This window comes from Nitrospira sp. Nam80 (assembly GCF_965152575.1).
In genome coordinates this window covers 85480-107747 of the sequence record NZ_OZ224216.1, presented here as the reverse complement: position 1 = coordinate 107747, position 22268 = coordinate 85480, and the positions used below count along the sequence as shown (strand labels likewise).

Genomic DNA, 22268 nt, shown 5'->3' with positions numbered 1-22268 from the left:
CTTTGCGCAACGGAAACAAGTAAACATGGCCACGGCAATCGTGAACGGCATGCGGCTCGCGTATGAGATCACCGGCGACGGGGACATCCCGCTCGTCCTGGTCCACGGTTCTTGGGTCTCGCGCCGCAGTTGGGACCTGGTCGTTACGGGCTTAGCCAAGTCGTTTCGAGTGGTGACCTATGACCGGCGCGGCCACAGCGAGAGCGAACGTCCGATGAAGCAGGGCAATGTTGACGAAGACGCCGCCGATCTCGCCGCGCTCATCGAGGATTTGCAACTCGCGCCTGCGTGGGCGGCCGGAAATTCATTCGGCGCCTCAATCACGCTCCGGTTGGCCGGCCAGCGTCCCGATCTCCTCCGTGGAGTCATTGCGCATGAGCCGCCGCTGTTCTCATTGCTCGCGCATGACCCTGCGCTCGCACCGGTCCTCGACGAGATCCGTGAAACGATCCGCAGTGTGGCCAAACGCATTGCGTCCGGAGATAATGCTGGTGCTGCCGCACAGTTCGTCGACGCTGTGGCGCTCGGACCGGGTACCTGGACCCGACTTCCTTCTCAAGTCCGGCAAACTTGTATCGATAATGCATCGACATTCTTAGACGAAGCGAACGATCCCCAGCAGTTCTGTCTTGACCTCGAAGGGATCAAGACATTCCCTCAGCCCGTGCTCCTCTCGACCGGTGACCGGAGTCCCCCGATATACAGCCCCGTGCTTGCCAAGCTCGCCGACGTATTGCCCCAGGCAGAGATCATGACGTTTTCCGGCGCCGGGCACATCCCGCATGCCACGCAGCCGGAGGCCTACGTCGATGTGACCAGAGCGTTCATTCTTAGCCCGCATTATTCATGACGGGTCGTCGCGATCTCTGGAAGAGGCGTGTCTCGGCGCGCCTGGGGAAGGGCGGGTGTAAAATTTGGGTCGCCAAGCGAGGTCCACGGCGCGAAGAATAATGAGCGCCATGCTTGTGGACGCCGGCGAGACGGTGAGCCGGCAGTCTCTTGCAAGCACAGCCGCGAGGGACTGAGGGGTACTTGAAACAGTACGTCGAGGGACTGAGAGGCGAGCACGCCCGCCATACCAAGCTTCGCTTGACCCGCCGCGTTCGATCACCTCGCGGCGGAGAGGTAACGTGTTTGGAGGCAGCCGTGCGGCAATGCGTTGCCCTGCACGTCATGTTTGACAAGCTTGGAGATGTACGCGATAGTCCATGCGAGGATCGGGTTCACTTGAGCGTGGACATCTCGACAAGAAGACAATGCTGGGATGAAAGATGAATCTTACACGCCCGGATATGGCCCAAATGTCGTCGAGTTCATGTCGAAGCGATCTTTCGATTCGCACGGACAGTTCTTCGCCGCCTACCTCACGGCCGGCGTGTCGGTCTTGGACTGTGGATGTGGTCCCGGGTCCATCACCGTGGGCATTGCCGAGCGCATCTCCCCGGGAACGGTTGTCGGTGTTGACCGTAGCGCTTCACAGATCGCACGAACAACCGACATTGCTACATCCGACTCTATAGCCAATATCGCGTTTCAAACTGCGGACTGCTATTCCTTGCCGTTTGCTGGTAACAGCTTCGATCGACTATTCAGCCATGCCTTAATCGAACATCTATCTGATCCTATTGGGGCCCTGACGGAGTTCTATCGTGTACTCAAGCCCGGTGGGTTCATCGGCGCCTGCAGCCCGGATTGGGATGGGTTCATCTTGTCGCCGCCTTCACAGGAGTTGTCCCGTGCCATCGCGGCCTATACAACGTTGCAGAACAGCAATGGGGGTGACACTCGAGCGGGCCGCAAACTCGCGGTCCACCTCGCCGCGGCGGGGTTTGACGTGATGCAGATGTCGGCCCGATATGAGTGCTATGCCTCCCTGCAGCTCATTGGTGAGTACTTGGCTCTTCAGCTTGAGGAAGCCGGCGATGAGCAGTCTGCAGAAACGTTTCGGACTTGGAGCCGCAACGGCGGCATGTTTGCTCAGGCCTGGGTGTCTGTCGTCGGCCGAAAGGAGGAATGAGACGGAACGCTGAGGAATGAGCCGCGGGCGACGATGCGACGCACGGCCTCGGTTCGATTGCGGCCGGCCGTCCCTGCATCAGTCGTAGGGATTCCACGCCGGGCGGCCGGTCCGAAGATGGTACTCGACGCGTTCTACAATGACGTCAATGGGGATGGCCGAGCGCTCGCTGCCTTCCAAATGAAGCCTCGGCGTGATCTGGTCGACTCCGTCGAAGACCCAACGCCCCTCGCGTTCGTCGCGATTCAGCTCATCGGCCAATTGTGACAAATCCACGCGGGGCGCCGGCTTCCGCGACATCATTTGGACCCAACCCTCACACCGGTACTCTAACTCAATGCGGCACCCCCGAACGCGCAGCAACCGACTCGAGCGAGTCCTGTTGTGGAGGGCAAATAGATGACAGACAGCCGGTACCGATCCTTCCGGGATGCGCACGATCGCTAAATCAAGATCGGGCACCTCATCAATGGTGATGACTCCCTGCTCGATGAGCGCCTCGCTGGCGGCAAGTTCGTGGTCTTCGCTTTCCCAGACTGCTCGATACTCGTCTAGATCGGTCAGCAACCGGGGCAAAAGAGCGAGCAGCCGGACATATAATTCACCGGTCCGCTCGGCGTACGGCTGCGCAAAGAGGCTGCGCGGCAAGGGGGACGTGTCCGCGTCGGCATAGGCGGAAATCGTGAATGCCACGCGTGCCGCTTGACGATCCGAGAAAACGCCGAAGTCTCCAGCCTGAGCCACATCGATCAGGAGGTCGCGATGCTGCTCGGCCACGGCCGGCTGCAGCATGGCGAAAACTCCCACAAGGCCGTCTTCATCGAAATGATTGTTCGACACAATGCCGGCTTCAACATGGAATCGCGGCGAGTCAAGGTATTTGAAGACGCTCTCGGCCGAAGTGTCTGCTTTGAGCTCGCGAGGCGTGCCGCTCTTCGGCCAATGCGACAGCGTCAGAACCGTATGCCGGGTCGGCGCACCATCGACAATGACATTGGGAACCGCATCAATCTGAGAGTATGGGAGAAACCGCATTCGAGGCTTGCCTCTGAGACAAGGTCGCTTCCTTCCGGACGGCTTGTTCACTTTCGTTTAGATTGCGGGTTCGGATGAAGTACGCTGGGTTCATTTCAACGTGAGCACCGCATTCATACACGCAGTCTTTTCGGCAGGCGGTCAGAATCGCTTGATTATTTTTGCATACCGGTACCCCTTCAACGGAGGACCTGGCACGCAGCGGGCAAGCCCACACTTGTTCAAGCCTCAGCAGCATGATGCCGACAGGCGAGCGCATACACAAGCCTCGCACGCCGATCGCCCGGTGACCCCCGAGCCGAGAGATCGCAACAACAGCGGCAATGAGCTTCCCGGCGAACGGTACCCCGGAAAAGCGAAGGATCGGCGGCCAATAGGCGACTTCAGAAGCGACCTTTCGTCGAGAGTCGTACTGGGTACGCATTGGAGCGCTCATATCAGCCGTTGACATAACACCACGTGATTGCATAATGGCGGTCATACACGATGACTGAAACTGGAACCAGTTTCAGAGACGCACCGCGGCCTCACACAAAAATCGGCCGGATATTCTTTCCGGCCTCAGGTAAGGTCTATACAGCCCAACCCGGAAGAAAACCAAGACGAAAGTAGGAGACTACTATGCTCAACGAAGCCGAATTGCAGCATCTTCGCCGCTGCGTAGAATTGGCGGCCGAATCCCTGGAGGAGGGCGACGAGCCGTTCGGGTCTGTGCTCGTCGCTGAGGATGGAACCGTTCTCGCCGAGGATCGCAACCGCGTCAGCTCTGGCGACCGTACCCGTCATCCGGAGTTTGAGCTCGCGCGTTGGGCCGCGGCGAACATGACCCCTCGGGAACGAGAGGCGGCCACCGTCTTCACCTCGGGTGAGCATTGCCCGATGTGCGCGGCGGCGCATGGCTGGGTCGGCCTCGGCCGTATCGTGTATGTGAGTTCTTCTGAGCAACTGATCGCCTGGCTCAACGAGCTAGGAGTTCCTGCCTCTCCGGTGCGTCCCTTGCCGATCCGAGAAATCGTCCCGGACGTCGCCGTGCAGGGTCCAGTTCCCGGCCTCGCGGAGGAAATACGCGACTTGCACCGCCGCTTCTATGGTTCACGGGGCGACATTCACTATGCCTAACCAAACGGAGTGCTGCCAACAGGGCGCTTTCAGTCATCCGTTACCATCACGCGAATACGCCGAAGTGATTCCGGCTTCAGTGTCGAGCCATTCAGTTTTTTCGATGCTAGGCAAATATGAGGACAGGAGGTGAGCAGGAAGAGGCGGTTCTTAGAAAATCTCATCTTTGGTCCAGATGGTTTCGTAGTGTGCCCGACGTGTTTCACGGAGTAGGCACATAGCGCGTGCACTATGATCCAAGGAGCAGACGGACCTGCACCGTCCAACAACCGGACGTAGCAGACAAAAGTTAATGCAGTAGCTGTCAAACGCCGAAGGCCAACCGGCCTTGTATTATTTTGACACAGTCCATCGAGCTCATCGCCCTGAGGCCTCGCCCTTTCTTGCACTCATCTCGGGAATGCCGTAGGCTTCTCCCGTCCGGTCGGCTGTTCACGCACCACGCAATGCCGACCATATGGGAATCATCTGAGAGTCATCCCGTATGCTCGCTTTGGACCTGGTCAAGCTCACTCCGTTGATGCGCCGCACCAGCGGAAACCCCGAAGTGAAGATCGGGCTCATCGACGGGCCGGTCTCGACACGTCATCCGGATCTTTCGAGCCGACGATTTCGTGAAATTTCCGGTGGACGAGGCGGCTCGTGCGCTCAAGCCGCCAGCATCGCGTGTCTCCATGGGACCTTTGTCGCGGGAATTTTATCGGCTAAGCGGAATTCCGCCGCACCCGCCATTTGCCCTGACTGCACTCTCCTGATACGGCCGATTTTTACGGAGACGACCGCCGGACAAGAACAGATGCCCGGCACGACTCCCGCCGAACTTGCCTCTGCAATTACCGAATGCATTGATGCGGGCGCGCAAGTCATCAATTTGAGCCTGGCCCTTGTGCACCCGTCCAGTAAAGGGGAGCATATTTTGTCGCACGCGCTTGATCAGGCAACCAGACGCGGCGTGTTCATCGTGGCGGCGGCAGGTAATCAGGGCACGCTTGGAAGTTCCGTTATCACCCGACATCCATGGGTCATCCCGGTCGCCGCTTGCGATCGCCATGGTCGGCCGATGCACGAATCGAATCTCGGCAATTCGATCGGCAGGAGAGGATTGAGCGCACCCGGCGACGCCATCACCAGTCTCAGCACGCAGGGAGGTCCTCTCACCCTCAGAGGAACAAGCGTCGCCGTACCGTTTGTGACGGGGACCATTGCCTTATTGTGGTCTATTTTTCCAAAGGCAACCCCGGCGCAGGTGAAAATGGCGATTACGCACGCCCCCATGCCTAGACGCATCTCGCTGGTGCCGCCGTTACTGGATGCATGGGCGGCTTATAACCTGATGGCACCAGCATAGAACAGGAGGTGGTTCCGATGAAATCAAAGGAGACCGCGCCTGCCCGAAAAAAGGACCATGATCAGCCGCGACACCGGGTTCGCCTTCCGGGATTCATCCTTCATGAAGACATCGGACTCGGAACAGTCTTGAAGAAAGTCACCTCGACCTTCGGCATACGACCTTGTGGCGGTTGCGAACAACAAGCCGCTGCACTGAACCAGTGGCTCGTATTTACCGGCAGACAACTACTATGACGTAAGGAGGAATCATGAACGAACCGGAGAGTAAGACCCAATCAACCAATCACGCTGTGGCAGATCGCGAAGCGTCCGCGATTGTGCCTTCTCAGGAGACTGCCGGCATGGCTCCATCGACCGGCATGGCTTCTTGCCCGACATGCGCCGGGGGGGCAGGAAATCCGCCGCTCTCTTTTGTGTATGCCATCGGCCGCGTGGAGGCGAGGTTCCCAAATCTTGCGGCGGAAAAGGAATTCGCTCAGGCGACCGGACGGACGGACACCGCCGGAAAGACCGACCAGCAGACGTTCCATGCCGTGCTTTCGAAGCGGGAACACCGTTACTTGGTCCGCCAGCTTTGTTGGGTGTTGAGCATCCAGGAATTGGATACCTATCTGCTGAAGCCGCGTGATCCGGCGGACATCGATCTGCTGGTCGAAGCGATCCGGCCGCAGCCCAGTCCGATGGACCTTGATGTGGTCATCGGCATACGTGGGCCCATGGCCCCGCCTGACTTGTGCAACGGCCTCATGGTCCCGATCGTCGCCTTCGACCAGATTTATTCTTTTGACCGGGATTCGCTGATCAAAGCCGTGCCCAAACCGGAAAAGATGACCCCAAAGCAATTTGCGCCCGCCGCAGAAGAGCTGTTCAGCCGCATCATGCAGATGACCGACAACGCAGGCGCGACCGATGAGCACCGTGCGCTCAATTATTTGGCGATGCGCTATCCGGCGGTCTACACCATCGCCGCAGAACAGTTCGCGCGGGATTTCTCGCTCACAGGGGTGGAATCTCGACCGTCGGCGCTCAGCGGCACCCGCAACATCGTGGAGGTCATTTTCGCCTATACCAACCGCACCACGGACTTTACCGAGAAGTTCTGCGTGCGCGTGGACGTCACGGAGGAATTTCCATTCCTCGTCACCAAGATGTCGCCGTACTACGACCGTTGATTTTGTAGTGAACCAAAGGAGCTCGACCATGAAGATGCCTGGATTCACCGCCGAGTTATCGTTATCCCGAAGCGTTCGTCGTCACCGGGTAAGAACTGAGCAATTCGCGGCGGCGAAGTCCCGCTCGGTGCTGCCGCAAGCGTTCCGCACGGTGGGCAGGTTCGGCGGCTTCGGGCCGACGTTGCCGACATGCCATTGGGAAAAGAGATGGGTAGAGTGCGGTAGTGCGCTGCCCGGCTATCCGGTGCCAATGTGTCTGGAATGGGTATATGTCTGCACATTCCCCGGCTCATCGCGCAATGTCCTGCTATGACGCCAGTCACTCTCATATTCTCGTGGCGAACGAAAAACCTTAAAGAAACGAGGTGTAAAGATGACCATGCCGGGATTCACCGCAGAGGCGTCTGTCTCTACGAAAAGCGCGTCCTATCGAGCACAGATTTCCGATCTTGTGTTGACAATCCCTGCCGCGGCAATTTGGCCCTCTATGACGTCGCAAGCCGCAACACGGCGTATTGGTCTTGGCATAAGTTATCCTCCGCCTGATGGGGGGTGCCAGATCTGCAGTTGCACGTGCTACCCATTCCCCTGCTAATGCATAATGAGCAGCGTAGCGAAAGACAGGATGTGATGAACGACTCTCTCCAAAGGAGAACTGAAATGAAACCCATGAATCTACCCGGCTTCACCGCCGAAGCTTCACTGCATAGAATCGCTTCTCAGTACGGTGCGAAAAGCGTTCACGGCTCTGCGCGAGCGTTCGGAGCTATCGTGCCGCAGCTACGGGTCCCGACCGCGCCGGGCTGTGGAGACTGCACACCTCTGCGGTGGCCGGACGGCACTCCCACCGGCGCTTGCGCGCGAGCCTGCTGCGATGTCTTGGGAAGATGTTCGACAGAAACATGCGCATGTGGAAGCGGCGGCATCTTCAACGGCGGTTGGGGTCGAGTAATTATGTGGTGAAGAACGCCGAGGAAGCGCCGCAGCGCGATTGCTATGATCGAAGGGGCAACCCAAGGGCCGGCCGACCCAGGCTCGCATTCGTGGCGCCGGACAAAACCGTAGAGGAGATACAAACATGAGCATGCCGGGATTCACCGCTGATGCCTCGCTGTACAAGACAAAAGGCCGCTGGACAATGGTCTCCACACAAAGGGCCGGTACCGGCACGCCCCGTATCCTTCCTCAGCTTTCATTCGATCCGTTTCATGGCTCGACGAGTGCGGGCCTCTTCGGCGGCTTAGGAAGTTGGTTCTGTCGATTCTTGTGCGATGCCGCCTGGCGCTCGTGCCTGGATACCTGCGAAGGGACATGGGAAAATCCTAAGCCCTCACTCAACTGCGTCATTTGTGATCAACAGCATACCGCGTGTCTGAAGGGATGCGGCTGAACCGCGAGGTGACGTGCGGCGAATTGGACATCACCTCAGAAATTGGAAAGGAGACCGATATGAAGCTACCGGGATTTACAGCGGATTCGACGCTGTACAAAACACCACGCGCCTACAACGCGATCGGACGTCCATTTTTGGCAGCGGGCCATCCTTCTGTCTTGCCCCAACTTCCCATCGGCTTTTGCCAAGCCAATTGCGATCGCATCGACGATCCGTTCTTGAGGTCGGTGTGCAACATCCGATGCATGGATCAGGGGGGTGGTGGCGGCGGCACCGGCGGAGGAGGAGGCCAAACTTGTCGTCCCGGATGCGGTCCTTGCCATCACGACCCGGACTCGCCCACCGGCCGATACAAGACGTGCGTCAAACGCAATTGCGATACGTATGACGTCCGCTGTTGAGTACTGTGCAAAAGAAGCTGACATGAGGAGCGCACGACACGTCCCCGTGCATGGGGCGGCATTCGCGCTCCTGATAATCGTGGTCTCGTAGCCGGACTGGTGAAGATCCGCTCCATTGCCCCCGTTATCTTGGACAGGTAACTTGGCCGCGTGTAACTTAATGGGTTACAGTTGGTCGCGTGATCCGCGGCTTCAAGCACAAAGGCATAGGCCGGTTCTTCGAGACAGGCGGCAGATCGGGCATCCAAACCCAGCACGCTGGACGGCTTCGCCTCATCCTGGCTCAACTTAACGCGGCCATAGCGCCACGAGCTTCGGCTGAGAGCTGGCTCAAACAGCAAACCCAGTATGACTTGTGGCACGCCGAATTTAGTTTTCCAGCTCTCGCAGCCGCCGCTTCAAAAACCGCCGTTCCGGTTCTTGCTGCGTGAGAGTCAAGGCCCGCTCATAGGACGTTCGCGCGTCCGCCGTCCTCCCCAGTCGCCGGCAGAGATCCGCCCGCGCCGCATGCGCAAGGTGATAGTTCACGAGTTCGCCGCGCGCCAGGAGGGCCTCGATCAACGCCAGCCCTGCCGGTGGCCCATCGCGCATCGCCACCGCCGCCGCGCGATTTAACTCCACCACCGGTGAGGCATCGGCCTGAAGCAAGAGATCGTACAGTCCGACAATCTGCGTCCAATCCGTGGCCGCCGCGGTAGATGATCGGGCATGCACCGCCGCGATCGCCGCTTGAATCGTGTAGACGCCGATCCGGCGGGACGCGAGCGCTTGCTCAACCAATGAAGCTCCCTCCGCGATTTGCTCCTGATTCCAAAGGGCGCGATCCTGCTCTTCCAGGAGAATCAAATCACCCGACGGCGTGACACGCGCCTCGCGCCGCGAGTCTTGCAGCAACATCAGCGCCAGGAGGCCCATCGCTTCCGGCTCCGGGAGTAATGCGATCAGCAAGCGTCCCAACCGAATCGCTTCTCCTGACAGATCATGCCGCGTGAGCGACGTACCGGCTGACGCGCTATATCCCTCGTTGAACACCAAATAGACCACCCGAAGCACGGCATCCAGCCGATCAGGCAAATCCTTTTCTTCCGGGACTTCATAAGGAATGCGCGCGTCGCGAATCTTCGCCTTGGCGCGCACAATCCGCTGAGCAACCGTGGGCGGTTTCGTAAGGAACGCGCGCGCGATCTCATCGGTCGTGAGCCCGCAGACTTCTCGCAAGGTCATGGCGACCTGAGCGTCGGACGGCAACGCGGGATGGCAACAGGTAAAGATCAACCTGAGCCGATCGTCCTCGACATGTCCATCATCCCATTCGTCCGGGTCACCGGCGCCTGCTTCCATCTGCTTGGCAAGTTCCGTCAACGATGCGTCGAACCGGGCGCGCCGGCGCATGCCGTCGATGGCCTTGAAGCGCCCGGTGGACACGAGCCAAGCCCGTGGATTAGCCGGAACACCCTCCGTTGCCCACTGCTCGACCGCCGCGGCGAAGGCGTCATGCAGCGCTTCTTCAGCGGCCTCAAAGTCCCCGAGCAGCCGGATCAGCGTCGCGAGGACCTGGCGGGATTCGGCACGATACACATTGTCTACCAGTTCACGTACCTGTTCGGTCGAATCATCGCTCATTGTGGACGGGCCCTCATGGCGAGACACCACTGTGACGGAGTACATTCCAGGATTCAAGCGAGGCAAGGCCATGAAAATGACACCGGTGTCATACCTTTTCATCCCGCCGCGGTCCACCCCCACCTATAACGGCCGAATCATTACCGGGGCTTTGCGTGAAAGGACAACGGAAAAAAAGGACGTGAAACCGAATGCATCCGGTCATCACGTCCTCTTCGTCGCGATTCCTAGCGCACCGTGAACTCCGAGATCATCCCTTGTGTGAAATGCTCCCGGCCGGTCGCCTGGTCCGGAAAGAAGCACAGCACAGCATAGTGGCCCGGCTCAAATGTCGTTGTAAAATATCCCTCTCTTCCGCGATCCAAGCCGACAATGCCGCCCATCGGCCGTCCGGGCGGCGGACCGGAAGCACCGGGCTCGAAGGCTGCCACGAAATCTTTGACCGTGGCGCCGGGCTCCAATTTCACCACGACGGCTTCGTGCGGCTGATTGCCCGCATTCGTGACTTGGATCGTATGCGTCCCGGAAGTGATGGGCCTGGAGACATCGAAATGAAAGTCCCGTTGCGTGATCACGACATTGGAGGTCGGTTCGACTGATGCCACTGTACTCACCGGGAACACGGTAAAGGACTTCTCCATCCCCAGCATGACATGCGGCATGCCTTGTTTGTCGGGAATGATACAGAGCACGAGATAGCCCCCCGCATCCAGTCTCATAGTCGCCGTCGCGCGATCTCCAGGCACCACACCGTTCGGGCCGCCGACAAAACTGATCCATTCGGGCCAGTGCACCGGATCGGTTTTCATTGCCGACACGAAATCCGCAGCCGTCTTCCCGGCCATCAGTTTGATGAGCTGCGCATGATGCAGATCCCGTCCCTCGTTGAGGATCTCCACCGTCGTCATGCCGGAAGGAACACGATCCGGACCGGTATAGCCGTAGTCGTGAGCGACAAATACCACAGGAGCAGTTCGCGGTCCGGTTGCGATTACTTTCTCCCCGGCCTGGCTTTGAACCGGAACAGCAATCACCGTCGTCGATAACGTAATCATTATGGCGGACAACAACGCGCGTGACATAAGAACCTCCTTGTTTGTCTGTCATGGCCGGGAAACCGCTGAATCATTCATACTATGGTGCGGCCTCCTCGTGTGCTGGGCGAACGGTAGCATGGCGCCCCGCGCGATGGTTGCTAAGAATATGCTATTGTTGCCTTAATTTTTCCTTAACCGGCCGGTTTCCAAGGCTTAGCAACCATGATTCCGTCGAACATCGTGGAACTGCTTCAGACGGGGGTGTCCGTCGTGGTCGGGACCAGGGACGCGGCGCTGATGCCGGAATGCACGCGTGCCTGGGGCATCCGGGTGGGAAAGGATCGCGTCTCCGTAACCATTTATCTCACCGAATCGATCTCCCGCCGGACGTTGAAGAACGTGAGCGACAACGGCTTGATCGCGATCAGTTGCACCAGGCCGACCGACCACGTGGCCTGCCAACTCAAAGGCCGAGTGCGCAACATCCGGCAGGCCACCAAGCGCGACACGGAACAGAGCCGCGCCTGGCATCTGGAATTTCTTGAAGAACTCGTTGCCATCGGCGTTCCGCGCTCAGTCGGCGAAGCATGGATTACCGAACCGGCTTTGGCCGTCGAGGTGGATGTGACCGAGGTATTTCACCAAACACCGGGGCCAGGCACCGGCGAAAAACTGTAAGGCATGCAGACAACCGGCCCGCGCCTTGAGGACCTTTGGCCCTGCCTGCAAGGGATCATCCCGGCGGCCTTGAGCACCTGTTCCCGAGACGGGACGCCGAACATTACCTTTATCAGCCAGATCTACTACGTCGACGACTCGCACGTCGCGATCTCGCATCAGTTCTTCAACAAGACGCACCGGAACGTGCGTGAAAATCCTCTCGCCTGTGCCATGGTGCTCGACCCTCGGACGCTGCAGGCATTCAGGCTTGGACTACGGTTCGACCACTCCGAAGACTCCGGCCCTCTGTTCGAATCGATGTCGCTTCAGCTGCAAGCCATCGCATCGTACGCCGGCATGGCCGACGTGTTTCGGTTGCGCGCAGCGGATGTGTACGAGGTGCTGGGCATTGAACTGATTGAAGGCTTCACCCGTCTTCCCATGCCCCCGCCGTCGGAGCTCCCTTCGCGCCTATTCGTTCCGAACGACTTGGAAGTGCTGCGGCTGTGCGCCGAACGGCTGAACCATCCTGAGTTATTGAACGATCTCTTGGAGGCGACGCTTCAGCTCCTCGACGAGATGCTGGGATTCCGTTATGTCCTCATCCTCTTAGCCGACGAACGCAACGGCAAATTGTTTACGATCGCCAGTCGCGGCTATTTGGAGAACGGGGTGGGAGCGGAAGTGGGCTTCGGCGAAGGCTTGATTGGCATGGTGGCCCGCGCCCGCCGCGCGCTGCGGCTGTCCGCGATTGATCACAGTCTCCGGTATGCCCGCGCGGCGAGGAACCGGGCCGAAGCCATGGGAAGCATGGAGGCGGTCTGCAAAGAAATTCCGTTCCCTGGCCTTCCGGGTGCAGCAGCCCAGATCGCCGTACCGTTGATCACACGAAAACGATTGGTCGGCGTCCTGGCCGTTGAAAGTACCGACCCGCTGGCTTTCCTGCCTCGAGAAGATACGCTTCTCACCATCGTCGCGGCCCAATTGGCGACGAGGATCGATCAGCTTAGCCGGGATGTGGATGAATCCGCGCCGGCGGTTGCGCCACCCAAGACACGACCCCGCGCCTCAGGTCGACGGACCAGAAGTTTCTGCTTCTATCCTCAGGACGACTGTGTGTTTGTTGACGGAGAATACCTGATCCGCAACGTGCCGGGCCGCATTCTCTGGCGCCTCCTCACGCAACACCGCGACGAAGGCCGATCGGAATTCACCAATCGCGAACTGCGCATGGATGCCTGGCTTGGCTTGCCTGAACTAAGAGACAACCTGGAAAGCCGTTTGATTCTGCTGCGCAAACGGATGGAACTCAAATGTCCCGAGATCCGCCTCGTACAGCGGGGACGAGGCCGGTTCGCGTTGGAATCCGATGTCGTGATCGACCTGTCCGAGAAACCGCCATAGCTTCGCCCGGTCCCCTGAGACCTATCCGCATTTACGGCGTCTCTAACCGATTGCCGGTGCAATCGTGGGAGGAGACGGTGAGACCTCCGGCTTCCCGCAGGCCGGTCCCTTCAACCTTCCGTGCCCGGCCGGAGGGCGATTGCGCCCGGCGATCAGGTCATGATCGGGCTGGCATTTCAACACGACGCCGCGTACGCTGGCCGGATGCCTGCTCCCAACGAAAGCGCCCGAGTCATGGCCGACTACCAGGTGCCCGGTTCGGAAAAAGAGGCGCGCGCCAAGGCCGCTCTCATTTGTATCGATCAGACCGTCGAGGCGAGCGAAGAAGTGCTGACTCACGATCTTCGTGAACGGATCGTCGGCCGGATTGAACAATTTCGTCGTGCGTCAGCCGGCCGCTATGAAATCACCATTTCCTATGCGGGCGACTTGATCGGGCACGATTGCGCCGGCCTCTTAAATGTCTTGTTCGGTACCAGCAGTCTTCGCGCCGGTGTGCGGTTACTGTCGTTCCATCTCGCCGATGCTCTGCTCTCACGGTGGCAGGGGCCGCGATTCGGACTGCAGGGCCTCAGAGAAGCGAGCGGCGTTCGGGATCGCGCGCTGGTCTGCGCTGTGCTGAAACCACTTGGGCGGTCGCCGCGTGAGCTGGCCGACCTCGCCTATCAATTCGCGCTCGGCGGCGTGGATCTGATCAAAGACGATCAAGGCCTCATGGACCACCCGTTCTGTCCCTTTGATGAACGGATCGGGCGTTGCGCGGATGCGATTGCCAAGGGAGCCGAAGAGCGGGGACGCCCATGTCTCTATTTCCCGCATGTGAGCGGCCCGCTGGATCAGATGCGCCGGCGCGCGCAGCGGGCTCTACAGGCGGGCGCCGGCGGATTGCTGGTTGCCGCCGGTCTCACCGGCTTCGACGCGCTTCGAACATTGGCCGAGGAGCACACCCTCTCCCTGCCCATAATGAATCATCCGGCTTTGCTGGGCAGTTACGCGGTGAATCCCGACAGCGGCATCGCGCCCGCCGCCCTGTATGGTCAATTGCCGCGGCTCGCCGGAGCCGACATCTCGATCTATCCAGGCTATAGCACAGGCTATGCGATGATGAAGGAAGATTGCGTGGCCATCGCTGCCGCCTGCCGTTCACCTTGGCATCGCTTTCGACCGATGTTTCCGACGGCCGCCGGCCGGATCGGATTCGAGCAAGTAGCCGAGTTGGGACCGTTTTACGGACGCGATGTCGTCTTCATTCTCGGGAGTCGGATCCAGCAGGATTCCCGAGGCCTGATCGCGGCGACACAGCGGTTCGTAAAGGACGTCGAGCGATGCTCAATGGCGTAGAGGCAAGCCGACCGATTGGAATACTTTCTGCCTCTGAACCAATTCTGGATCATGAGTCAACACCTCGTAGAGAAGATTATTGAGATCCTGCCCGATGCGCAGCACTTCGGATTTCAAGTGATTCAGCATTTCAGCGCGGATGCGGAGTTCCTTCATGCCGTAGATGCCGCCATCACTGAAGAACAGTTCAGTGCGCCGTGTTTCGACGTCATCACTTTGCCCCAGCCGGCCTTCTTCTTTCCAATATTCCAGCAGCGCTTGGCGACACGTTTCTCCGGGGAGCACCCATGATGGGCCGTTGAAGTACCGCCAGACGGATCCGGTGAATACCTCAGATTCCGAGGACCCGTCTCGAATATCTCGCAGATGATTGCGCGGATGCTGAAATTCATACGTCTCGTCCGCGAAGACCGACGCGCTTCCTATGCCGGTGGCGAATAATCCCCCAAATACAGCGCTTGCTTCCGCAGCAGTGTGTTGTCCGGCCAGGCCCAACGAGCCGGCGATCATCCCGATCCACACATCGCCGGCGAAAACGAGAAACAGGTCGCGTTCGGCGCGATATTGCAACATTTCCCGCAATCCGTCGGCGACATGATCCGCGCGGGATTCTTCACAGTCCAGTTCGGCGACCGTGCTCGACACGTCCAATGCGGCAAGCGCAATGCGGTGAGAGATGTGCTGGCGCGTCTGGAGGAGGCGCCAGGCGACTTCCGGCCGCTCAACGGCCCCTTGCTCCAACTCCCGGAGTTCGATGAGAAGCCCGAGAACGTCGATCGCCTCGGCGACTTCCCGCACCCGAGCAGGCAAGGCTTTGGCGACCGGGTTTCCACGGAAATCGCGCCGGCCCGCTTCGTGCGGCAAGGGAAGGAAATGCGTCCTCGTCTGGGATTGACAGCGGGTGGTCGTGGCGTCCCCATGCAGCCGGTGCAAGGTTTGCGATGGACTCGCACAACCCACTCCTGCGCACAGGATCATCATCGATGCAATGAATGGACGAGCATGCATACTTGGCAAACTTGTTCACGGATTCTCATTGCTTCGCGAAGCGAAACTTGAGAGTCGCTCTTCAGGTCGACTTGTCCTGCGCTTCACGCGCCAATACCTCGTACAGAAGTTGGTTCAGGTCTTGTCCCATACGCAAGATCTCCGATTTCACATGGTTGAGCATTTCTGCCCGGATACGCAGCGTCGTAATATCGTAGATGCCGCCGTCTGCGAAGAGCAGTTCATTTCGCCGCTGCTCTGTTTTGCTTCCCGGTTCTCCCAAGCGGCCGTCCTGCCCCCAATAGATCAGCAACGCGTCGCGCACGCTGTCGCCTGGCAAGGTTCGAGAAGGTCCGTTGAGATAGCGCCAGACCGAAGCCGGAAACAGTGCCGACTGCATGGGTGGGTCCCGAAGGTCCCGCAAATGATTGCGCGGATGATGAAAGTCGTGTTCGCCGCCCAGAAATACTGTGGCTGCTCCCCCGATGCCGATGGACAGTGCGCCGCCTAGGATCGCATTCGCTGCCGAGGCCGTGGCCAGTCCAGCCAACGACAGGGAACCAGCCACTACGCCGATTAAGGCGCCCCCGATGAGCGCCATGAACAGCCCTCGCTCCTGTCGGTCCTGCCGCACTTCCTGCATCCCATCCGCGACGTGATCGGCGCGCGACTCTTCGCAGTCGATTTCGGCCACGGTACTGGACACGTCGAATGCCGCGAGCGAGATCCGGTCGATGATCTGTTGGCGGGTCCACAACAGGCGCCATATCGTGTCGGGCTGTGCCTGCGCCTCCCGTTCGAGCCCGGGAATGCGTTTCAGCAGACCAAGCACGCGAATCGTGGCGGCCGTCTGCCGCGCAATCGGCGAGAGCTCGATAGCCTCCTCATCGCTCTGGACGGGACCTGATTCACTGCTCACTACCGGGAGGAGATGTTCGGACGTTTTCGGCGCTTCACAGCGGGTGGTTGAGACATCACCATGTAACCGGAGACGGGTCGTCGGGCTAGTGGCGCAGCCGGAGGCGATGCATACAATCAGCACAGACACCAGCACACGCGAGGTCACTCCGACCTTTCGCATGACAATTACTGCCCCCCAACCCGCATGACTACGTACTCATGACGAGCTCCGCTCTCCGCAAGTCGGATGCCAAGCCGGCCGCCGACTCCGTTTCTAGATGGAAGGCGAATTATTGCAAGGACTTAGAGGGGAACGAGGATTCGATGGAGTGCGTGACAATCCCGTTGAAGCCGGTTGCCCGTCATGACGGCCGTGATCAATCACGAGCCGTCGCGGTTTTTAGCGACGCCGGTCCGGTGACCGCAAGAATCACGGAATGGGGTGGGAACACTCTGAGGTGGAGCGCGCGCGCATGCGCGCCGAAATGGTCTCTGTCGCGGATCATTTCTTCAGGCAAGATTGAGAGCGAAGGGAAGGCTGAGGCGCCGTCGATGCCGAATCTCTTACCGGTCCTTTCGCTGATTCGGTATTCGAACGAAAGAAGGATATCTGTCAAACATGAAGGATGAACGAACGGCAGATGAAAAATCGACGCATGACACGCTCGGGCGCTGAAAGCGGTCGCTAATAGATCGCCCGGGTGCAAGGGTCTTCCGCAAATTGCAGGGGATGCCTCAGCGGAAGACCTCCTTGAAAAATTCTCGCACCGCCGCCCAAGATTTCTTGTCCGCTTCGGCATTGTACTCGAGGGCATCCATTCCCGCCTTGCCCGCGTTGGGATTGGTAAATCCATGTTTGATGCCGGGGTAGCTGACGACCTGAAACTTGGCGCCTGCGGCTTTCATCTCCTGCGTGAACGCCGCCACTTGTTCGTCCGGCACAAAAGGATCAGCGGCGCCGGTGAGCACGAGGACGCGAGCCCTGACCTTCCCTTTCTCCGCAGGGTGTTTCGTGGCGAGCGCCCCGTGAATACTGACAACAGCGTCCAAGTCGGCTCCCGATCGGGCCTCATCGAGGACCACGGAGCCGCCGAAACAATAACCGATTGCCGCGATCCGGCTCGGGTCCACATGCGAGTCCTGCTTCAGGAGCTCAAGCGCGGCGTGAAATCTGGCCGGAATCACGGCCGGGTCCTTCTTGGCCTCGCTCATAAACGCTTGGGCATCCTTCGGATGCATCGTGACCTTCCCTTTGCCGAACATATCCAGCGCAAAGCCGACATAGCCGGCCTCGGCGAGCCGCTTCGCCTGATCCCGCGCGTGCTCGTTATGCCCCCACCATTCATGGACGACCAGCACGCCGGGACGCTTGCCCTCTACGGCGTCGTCCCACGCAAGAAATCCTTGCAGAACCGTCTCGCCCTGCTTGTACTCGATCTCTCTCGTCTGGACTCCGGCGGCCGCCGCCGACGCGAAGAAGATTACTCCCGCGATGGCCGCGATGATGTGTCGATGCATACAGCCCTCCATCGGTCTATGAATACGCTGTCCCGGCGCAGACGTCGTCTCCAACCGTGACACTGCGCGTTAGATTCTCCCAATGCTTGCCTGTCAATGGTTCGACACATCCATTTAGAATAGTCCACACTACTTAGAGGACACCAGTACCTGCTCGGCCGATCCAGGCACCGGATGCAGTTCCGTGCGGGCAAACCCCGCGGTGCGGAACATCTGCCCGTATTCCTTAAATGTGTAGGCATCCCCTTCCGGCGTCGTGGCGAGCATAATGAGGCCGAACTCTGCCGCAACGGGTGGCGTGACACGATCATCGTTGGGCACGAACTCCAGCGTGATGACCCGCCCACCGTCGTTCAGGCTCCGATGGACCTTCCGGAGCAGGGTCTCGCAGGCGGCGGCGGAAAAATGATGAAGAAAATTGGTGAGCAGCACCAAGTCGTACCCCGTTCCGAATTCCTGCGTAAACGCGTCCCCGGCGATGGTCCGGTACCGTTGTTGAACGCCCACCTCGCGCGCGAGATCCTGCGCAACCGCCAGAACATTCGGCCAGTCGAGCGCGACAATCTCGGCATCCGGGCAGCGCTTGGCGATTTCGACCCCGAACAACCCATGCCCCGCCGCAATGTCCAAGACTTTTTTGACGTGGGGTTGAGTTTGTCGCACGAACAGGGCGATTTCTTCCGCGGGCTTGGCCATCATCGGGATCATGGATTTGGCAAACTCGACCCAGAGGGGATGTTCGGGCGCCACCGTGCCGGCTTCGCCTGCCACGGTCCCTCCTTTTCGCACCGCCTCGGTGAGATTTTGGAAGGCATCGGTGAACTTCGGCGCATGCAAGAACCCCAGGACCGACCCCATATAGGCCGGGGATCGACGATCGAGAAACAGGGCCGAATCCGGCGTCAACTTGTACCGGGCGCCTTCCTTGATCAGAAAGCCTTGGATGGTGAGATAGTCCGCCAAGATCCGCATACCTCGCTCGGCTGCGCCACATTGCTGGGCGAAGGCGCGTACGGTATCTTTCCCGCCGCCGATGGCGGTGAAGAGATCTAGTTCAATCGCGGCCTTCAGCGCTTGCGTCCGTTGGTAGGCATTGGCCGTTTGAAAAAATAATTGAGGCGTCGGCCCTCCGGGCGGCTCCTGTGCCGGCATGAGCGGGTCTCCTTATTGAATTCTCAGTGAGAAACAGCCCCAAGCTACTGTTCCGGGACCGTGGTGTCAACTCGCCGGCTGTTCGGAATGAGTCCCGGCCTGTTGGAGTGGTAGGGACGGATGGCAGCCCAGTCATCGAGAAGCTGCCGGTGTCATCGACTTGATCGCCTGACAACGCAGACGGACGTAATCCACCGCCCAGCGGCCATCGACTCTCTTCAAGGTTGAGCTGAGCGATTCACGCACCTCGGTGAGGATTCGGCCCCTGCGGTCGTCGGGAACCGGGCTAAGGAACGGTTGCGCAAACATGCGCAACCAATCCGTGATGTCGTCCGGCAAGAGAGTCGGACGAGGAAACAGCTCCAAAGACAAAACCTGAAACCCCTGCCCGATCAACCGTTCTCGATACTCTTCCGCCGAGGGAAAATACCATGGTTGCACGGACGCGGAATCGTAGCCGTTGGACTTGAGGACTCGATGGAGGCCGATCAATACCTGCGCGAGATTCCCCTGCCCGCCGAACTCAGCCACGAAGCGTCCGCCTGATCGCAATGCCCGCCGAATCCGGCACAGAATCTCATCGGGCTCGAGCATCCAATGCAGCGCCGCATTGCTGAACACGGCGTCAAACTCCTCATGAAACGGCAACTCATGCCCGTCCATGACTTGCGCGGACACGCCGCGCGACCGCGCCGCTTCAACCATGGCCGGACTCGCGTCCACGCCCAGCACATCGCACCCGAGGTCCATCAATCGCTTCGCCAGCACACCGTCTCCGCAGCCGAGATCGAGAATTCGCTCGCCTGCTTTGGGCGCCAATAATTCAATCAAAGGCGCGCCGAGTTCTGTCACGAATCGGGCGTGATCGGAATACTCCTTGGGATTCCAGATCTGCGGCGCGGCCATGCTATCGTCCGTCCTCCAGCGTCTGCGGAGGATGAACCCGCTGCTGCTGCTCGGGCGTGAGGAGTTGTCGTGCTTTCAGATAGCCGAGAACCTTCGTCTGAGTGATTTTGCTCCGAAACTGCTCGAGACCTTGAACAGCCGTCGCAATCTTCTCTTGCGAGACCGCCTCCGAATTCTGAGATCGAAGGAGATTCAGCAACTGCAATTCAGCCCCCTTCAGCTTCGCCTCTCCGATCAACACCGCTTTTCGCGTCTCGTTCTTCGCGGCAACCAAATCGGCGACCTGGTTTTCCGTGAGCCCAAGCCGGCCGCTTTCATCGAGAAAATAGTCGAAGCCGCGGGGCCCCGGCCGATTTCCATGGGCGGCACCTCCATACCCGTCGCGCTCCCTCTCCGCCGCACGACGCTGGCGGCTCTGTTTGAGCGAGGCCAGTTTGTTCCGCTGCTCCTCCGTCAACTGCGCCTCGATGTGGTCCGATGTTTCAAAGAGCTTGTTGAACAGTACCCCTTCCGTCTCTCCGGTCTTCTGCATCTTGGCGCGGATCATCTCAGGATCCGCATCCGGACGCATCACCAGTTCGTCGGCCTCCACGCGGCTGAGATCGATTTCCGTGCCGACTCGAAGCACTTCACGCCGGGCGTCTTCCAGCAACTTATGGATGGATTCGGCCTGGGCGGCGGTCAGGCGTAGTTCGTTTCCGTAGCCATTGTAGGTCCGGCCGATGCCATCCAAAGACATCAACCCGATTTTCGTGTTGAACCCCTGCGATAACCGAAACTCCATCGTCGGACGCGACGATTCACCAAGCTTTGCCTGCTGGTCGGCGGTCAACACCGCGCGCAGATTCGCAAGCGTGTCGATGAAGAGATTGAGCTCATCGGTTTCAATCCCTCCGGTCAACGTGTTGGCGATCCGGTATTCGTTGTCCTGCAATAGGCCGTGCCGACGCTTCTCCTCCAGCTCCTGGAACATCCCGACTAGAACCGCTTCCTTCATCCACATCTCGGTCTTGATCCGCTGCACGAGTCCAGCCATCGTGTCCTTCTGCTGCTGGGTCAGCCCCAGGCCGAGATGTACATAGGAGCCAGCAATCTGTTCGATGGCACGGATCATCCGCGGGCCGGGCGTGAATTCCATGTCCCGGTGGGACTGCGGGAAAGCCTGGCTCGCCATGAGACCGACCATCAAGCCTGTCAGGATCAGTCTTTTCATCGGTGCGCTCCTTCGATGAATTAAGATCGTGAATTATAAGGCCCGCCGCAATGGGAATAGCGCGCCTCAATCGGATCCTCATAAGGAGCACAGCATAGGAGGCCGGACCGGGTCAAGCCGGATGTTGCGCAGGCCCTTGGTCCTTGTCCCGCTCAACGGGGCATGTGATGGGAATAGGTCTTGAGGACGCCGTAATGGTCGAAGCCGGCGAGGTGATCGCTCGATACAGTTTGCCCGAACAGAGCCCGCTTGAGACAGGCCTTGGACATAAACGACATACTGAAGAGAAAATCGATCCGTCGAGCCTGGGCAATGGCTTTTCGATCTTATCGCGGGATGTGCAACTGGGCAATGACGGCGGGATCATCACGCTGCTGGACGGGCAGGGGTTGAAGATTCATGGCGTGTCGTACACGAAAGAGCAAGTTCAGCGAGAAGGATGGACCATCGTGTTTGGACGGAGGCCGCTATGCGCAACACAGGTCCATAACCCGCACTATTCATGAGGGTTCGCGACGAAACGGCAGAGACGCCAAGCGGGATGGACGTGTGGAGGCGCGAGACAGGACGGCATGTCGGTCAAGGCCTAAACATGTGGTGTGGATTCTGGACTAGCCCAGGACGGAGAGCTCCCAACGGTAGCCGTCGGGATCATGGAACCAGAGGCCCATGTTCGGCGAGCCCGGCGCCTCCGGACCGATTTCGTCGCCCGGATCTTCGACCTTCACCTTGTGCTTCTTCAAGTGCGCGAGCGCCTTGCGCAGCGCGGCCATGTTCGGAAGATGAAACGACATGTGGCCGATCGTCTCAGGCGAAGGCGTGCCTTTGGTGAGGACGATCGTCACGTTGTCGTTGCCGACCGCGATGCCGCCTTCATACTCGAATTGCTTCACCAATCCCAGAGCACGCATGAACCATGTGGCGCTGCGCCGCGGATCACGAACCGCGAGCCCGAAGTGGCCGACCGTGCCGAGGGTGAAGGGAGCCTTCATACTGTTCCTTCATAGCTGAATCCGAACGACACATCAAGATGGACAACT

20 protein-coding genes are annotated in these 22268 nt (G+C 59.4%); 10 read left to right on the top strand and 10 right to left on the bottom strand.

Going from position 1 to position 22268, the window contains the following annotated elements; all coding sequences use genetic code 11:
* Window positions 1-25 precede the first annotated feature (25 nt).
* Both ACWGXE_RS00495 and ACWGXE_RS00490 read left to right on the top strand, forming a co-directional pair.
* Window positions 26-850, top strand: coding sequence for an alpha/beta fold hydrolase (locus tag ACWGXE_RS00495; protein WP_447600423.1), 825 nt, complete (start codon window positions 26-28; stop codon window positions 848-850).
* Window positions 851-1264: 414 nt separating this feature from the next.
* Window positions 1265-2017 carry a methyltransferase domain-containing protein gene (locus ACWGXE_RS00490; protein ID WP_447600422.1) on the top strand — a complete coding sequence of 251 codons (753 nt, stop codon included), beginning with the start codon at window positions 1265-1267 and terminating at the stop codon, window positions 2015-2017.
* A 78-nt stretch (window positions 2018-2095) separates the two neighbouring features.
* Here ACWGXE_RS00490 and ACWGXE_RS00485 read toward each other — a convergent pair whose 3' ends face one another.
* Entirely contained in the window at window positions 2096-3052 is a 957-nt protein-coding gene (locus ACWGXE_RS00485; RefSeq protein ID WP_447600420.1) for a DUF6687 family protein, read from the bottom strand.
* A 621-nt stretch (window positions 3053-3673) separates the two neighbouring features.
* Here ACWGXE_RS00485 and ACWGXE_RS00480 point away from each other — a divergent pair.
* The 4 genes from ACWGXE_RS00480 to ACWGXE_RS00465 all read left to right on the top strand — a co-directional run bounded on the left by ACWGXE_RS00480 (window position 3674) and on the right by ACWGXE_RS00465 (window position 8487).
* Window positions 3674-4171: a nucleoside deaminase gene (locus ACWGXE_RS00480; protein WP_447600419.1), complete on the top strand. Its 498-nt coding sequence runs from the start codon at window positions 3674-3676 to the stop codon at window positions 4169-4171.
* 484 nt (window positions 4172-4655) lie between these two features.
* On the top strand, window positions 4656-5519 hold the full coding sequence (locus tag ACWGXE_RS00475; RefSeq protein WP_447600417.1) for a S8 family peptidase: 864 nt from the start codon (window positions 4656-4658) through the stop codon (window positions 5517-5519).
* Window positions 5520-5769: 250 nt separating this feature from the next.
* Window positions 5770-6693 carry a cyanobactin maturation protease PatG family protein gene (locus ACWGXE_RS00470; RefSeq protein WP_447600416.1) on the top strand — a complete coding sequence of 308 codons (924 nt, stop codon included), beginning with the start codon at window positions 5770-5772 and terminating at the stop codon, window positions 6691-6693.
* Window positions 6694-8142: 1449 nt separating this feature from the next.
* Window positions 8143-8487 carry a hypothetical protein gene (locus ACWGXE_RS00465; RefSeq protein WP_447600414.1) on the top strand — a complete coding sequence of 115 codons (345 nt, stop codon included), beginning with the start codon at window positions 8143-8145 and terminating at the stop codon, window positions 8485-8487.
* A gap of 369 nt (window positions 8488-8856) precedes the next feature.
* On the opposite strand, the gene ACWGXE_RS00460 is transcribed toward ACWGXE_RS00465, so the two are convergent.
* Both ACWGXE_RS00460 and ACWGXE_RS00455 read right to left on the bottom strand, forming a co-directional pair.
* Window positions 8857-10110, bottom strand: coding sequence for an RNA polymerase sigma factor (locus ACWGXE_RS00460; RefSeq protein WP_447600412.1), 1254 nt, complete (start codon window positions 10108-10110; stop codon window positions 8857-8859).
* A gap of 227 nt (window positions 10111-10337) precedes the next feature.
* On the bottom strand, window positions 10338-11192 hold the full coding sequence (locus tag ACWGXE_RS00455; RefSeq protein ID WP_447600410.1) for a hypothetical protein: 855 nt from the start codon (window positions 11190-11192) through the stop codon (window positions 10338-10340).
* A 177-nt stretch (window positions 11193-11369) separates the two neighbouring features.
* On the opposite strand from ACWGXE_RS00455, the gene ACWGXE_RS00450 reads away from it, so the two are divergent.
* The 3 genes from ACWGXE_RS00450 (at window position 11370) to ACWGXE_RS00440 (ending at window position 14552) form a co-directional block, all read left to right on the top strand.
* Window positions 11370-11825, top strand: a complete 456-nt coding sequence (locus ACWGXE_RS00450) for a hypothetical protein (protein WP_447600408.1) — start codon at window positions 11370-11372, stop codon at window positions 11823-11825.
* A 3-nt stretch (window positions 11826-11828) separates the two neighbouring features.
* Window positions 11829-13211 carry a GAF domain-containing protein gene (locus ACWGXE_RS00445; RefSeq protein ID WP_447600406.1) on the top strand — a complete coding sequence of 461 codons (1383 nt, stop codon included), beginning with the start codon at window positions 11829-11831 and terminating at the stop codon, window positions 13209-13211.
* A gap of 159 nt (window positions 13212-13370) precedes the next feature.
* Window positions 13371-14552, top strand: a complete 1182-nt coding sequence (locus ACWGXE_RS00440) for a RuBisCO large subunit C-terminal-like domain-containing protein (protein WP_447600404.1) — start codon at window positions 13371-13373, stop codon at window positions 14550-14552.
* On the opposite strand, the gene ACWGXE_RS00435 is transcribed toward ACWGXE_RS00440, so the two are convergent.
* The 6 genes from ACWGXE_RS00435 to ACWGXE_RS00410 all read right to left on the bottom strand — a co-directional run bounded on the left by ACWGXE_RS00435 (window position 14541) and on the right by ACWGXE_RS00410 (window position 21228).
* Window positions 14541-15560, bottom strand: coding sequence for a hypothetical protein (locus ACWGXE_RS00435; RefSeq protein WP_447600402.1), 1020 nt, complete (start codon window positions 15558-15560; stop codon window positions 14541-14543). The genes ACWGXE_RS00440 and ACWGXE_RS00435 overlap by 12 nt on opposite strands.
* Before the next feature lie 61 nt (window positions 15561-15621).
* Window positions 15622-16620, bottom strand: coding sequence for a hypothetical protein (locus ACWGXE_RS00430; RefSeq protein ID WP_447600401.1), 999 nt, complete (start codon window positions 16618-16620; stop codon window positions 15622-15624).
* Window positions 16621-17174: 554 nt separating this feature from the next.
* Window positions 17175-17957, bottom strand: a complete 783-nt coding sequence (locus ACWGXE_RS00425; protein ID WP_447600400.1) for a dienelactone hydrolase family protein — start codon at window positions 17955-17957, stop codon at window positions 17175-17177.
* A gap of 129 nt (window positions 17958-18086) precedes the next feature.
* Window positions 18087-19109 carry a class I SAM-dependent methyltransferase gene (locus tag ACWGXE_RS00420; RefSeq protein ID WP_447600398.1) on the bottom strand — a complete coding sequence of 341 codons (1023 nt, stop codon included), beginning with the start codon at window positions 19107-19109 and terminating at the stop codon, window positions 18087-18089.
* A gap of 132 nt (window positions 19110-19241) precedes the next feature.
* A complete protein-coding gene (locus ACWGXE_RS00415) occupies window positions 19242-20015 on the bottom strand; it encodes a class I SAM-dependent methyltransferase (protein WP_447600396.1) in 774 nt (257 codons plus the stop codon).
* A gap of 1 nt (window position 20016) precedes the next feature.
* A complete protein-coding gene (locus ACWGXE_RS00410; protein ID WP_447600395.1) occupies window positions 20017-21228 on the bottom strand; it encodes a hypothetical protein in 1212 nt (403 codons plus the stop codon).
* A gap of 194 nt (window positions 21229-21422) precedes the next feature.
* Between ACWGXE_RS00410 and ACWGXE_RS00405 the strand changes: the two genes are divergently transcribed.
* Window positions 21423-21734, top strand: coding sequence for a hypothetical protein (locus ACWGXE_RS00405; RefSeq protein WP_447603951.1), 312 nt, complete (start codon window positions 21423-21425; stop codon window positions 21732-21734).
* A gap of 105 nt (window positions 21735-21839) precedes the next feature.
* Here ACWGXE_RS00405 and ACWGXE_RS00400 read toward each other — a convergent pair whose 3' ends face one another.
* Window positions 21840-22220: a VOC family protein gene (locus tag ACWGXE_RS00400; RefSeq protein ID WP_447600394.1), complete on the bottom strand. Its 381-nt coding sequence runs from the start codon at window positions 22218-22220 to the stop codon at window positions 21840-21842.
* Window positions 22221-22268 lie beyond the last annotated feature (48 nt).